We start from the raw sequence: 1,783 nt of genomic DNA, 5'->3' as shown, positions 1-1,783 counted from the left end.
GGAAGCGCATCTCACCTTCCAGGGCAAGTCCGATGGCAAAATCGCCTTTGGGGCTCTCAAGGGGTTCCTGGATGTGCGCTACGGCACCCGCGACGGATCGGCGTGCGCGGAGTTCTCATGGGAAGGGCACGACGAGAACGATCCGTCCTGCGGACGTGGTTGGGCTATGATCGGAACTGCAGACAGGCTCGTCGGCCACTTCTACATCCACAATGGCGACGATTCAGCCTTCGTTTGCGAACGCGGCTGAGTTCTTCAACAGCCTGCTAGTCTTACTGCGTCACAAACGATGATCTGTGTAGTGGTCGAACTTGATCGCACAACAAGGACATCTCGACAGCGTTCGGACGAGCCCATGTTCGAGCCGCCGTCGCATCGTCGCGATCGAATTTGGAATGTGACGTTGGGTCCGCAGCGGCAGATCCGCGGGGTCTGTAATCTGCGGGAACGCGATCGAGCGGGATCGGCCGGTCGCGCCGAGCGCCTGAGGGGGGAATCGTCTCCCGCTCGGAGATCAGGAATCCGTAGGCTGCAATGCACATCGTTGCGTGATGATGAAAGCCGCGCCAGCCGCGTCCCTCGAAGTGGCCGAGCCCGACCTCCTGCTTGAGTTCCTGATAGTCGCGTTCGATGCGCCAGCGCAATTTAGCCGTCTCAACGAGCGTCCGGAATGCCACATCATCCGGCAATGTCGAGAGCCAGTATTTGGTAGGCTGGTCCTCGCCTTTCGGCCATTCGATCAGCAACCATTCCTCCAATCGCCGGGTGGCTTGCCAATAATCACGATGCGCGGCACGGACCCGCACGCGTGCAAAGCGCGAGGTCAGCTTTTCGTTCGTTCCTTGCCGCCAGGTGATGGTGCGCCAAGCTTTGGCCGGCAGGCCGATCGCGAGCGCCTTAACGGCGGCCGGCTGATGCTGACGGTTGCGGCGCATCAGTTTCGGTGGACGGCCGCGGCCCGACCATGGCTTCGGCGGCAAGGGACCGGTGCCGGGCGCCCATACCGTTGTGCTCGACAGAAGACCCGCCACATAGGTCAATCCCAGCGCCGTGATCTCCGTGCGCAGGTCGCTGTTGTTGCCATAGCCCGCGTCCATCAGCACGACACCGCGCGGAAGGCCGCTCGCACAAGCCCACCGCAACTGCTCCAGCGCGATCTCCGGCTTGGTTCGGAAGCCGACTTCGGCAGGAATGCCCACCTTGCGCCGCCGATCGCGGTCCTCAGTCCATTCCTTCGGAAGATAAAGGCGGTAAGCGACAGGCAGGCTGGCGTGGTGGTTGGCAATCGACAGCGACACCGCTACCTGACAATTATCCTGCTTGCCGAGCTGCCCGCAATATTGCCGCGCAACTCCAACTGAATGGCGCCCCTGCTTGGGAAATCCGGTATCGTCGATGATCCAGGCTTCGATGGGGCCTTGGCGTTCAATCGCCGGCAGGACCATCTCGCGTACCTTGCCCAGCACCTTCTCATCCGACCAGGCGCCGCTGCCGACGAAATGCAGCAGTGATTGATGCTGGGCGGCCGTCCGTTCCGGAGCTGTCACCGCCGCCATCGGCTCCACGCTTTTGCGACCGCCACAGGCAATCAGGCCGACGCAATAGTCGCGCAGCGGCGCCTTCCGATCAGCATGATCGATAACACTGGCAAGCCCTTCCAAATACGCCGCAAATCGCTTCTCGCTCGTCTTGGTGCCACGCCTGCTCATGTCGGCCTCATCGGCTGATGGTCCATGCTTCAACCATCACTGATTCTGGCCGGCGGTTTTGTGACTCAGTCAGA

2 protein-coding genes are annotated in these 1,783 nt (G+C 61.6%); one reads left to right on the top strand and one right to left on the bottom strand.

Annotated elements, in window-relative coordinates; all coding sequences use genetic code 11:
- Positions 1-250: hypothetical protein (locus tag H8A95_RS42875; protein ID WP_229188432.1), on the top strand; the 250-nt coding region annotated here is incomplete at its 5' end.
- A gap of 22 nt (positions 251-272) precedes the next feature.
- Here the strand turns inward: H8A95_RS42875 and H8A95_RS42870 are convergent.
- Complete coding sequence (locus tag H8A95_RS42870; protein WP_229188431.1) at positions 273-1,709, bottom strand: IS701 family transposase; 1,437 nt, start codon at positions 1,707-1,709, stop codon at positions 273-275.
- Positions 1,710-1,783: the final 74 nt, after the last annotated feature.

It is taken from the genome of Bradyrhizobium oropedii, assembly GCF_020889685.1.
Classification (GTDB): Bacteria; Pseudomonadota; Alphaproteobacteria; order Rhizobiales; family Xanthobacteraceae; genus Bradyrhizobium; species Bradyrhizobium oropedii.
The sequence above is the reverse complement of the archived record's forward strand: the minus strand, read 5'-3'. Positions and strand labels throughout refer to the sequence as shown.

Coding starts and splice junctions, on each gene's coding strand:
- H8A95_RS42870 (WP_229188431.1), bottom strand. CDS start 1,709: ATGAGCAGGCGTGGCACCAAGACGAGCGAGAAGCGATTTGCGGCGTAT.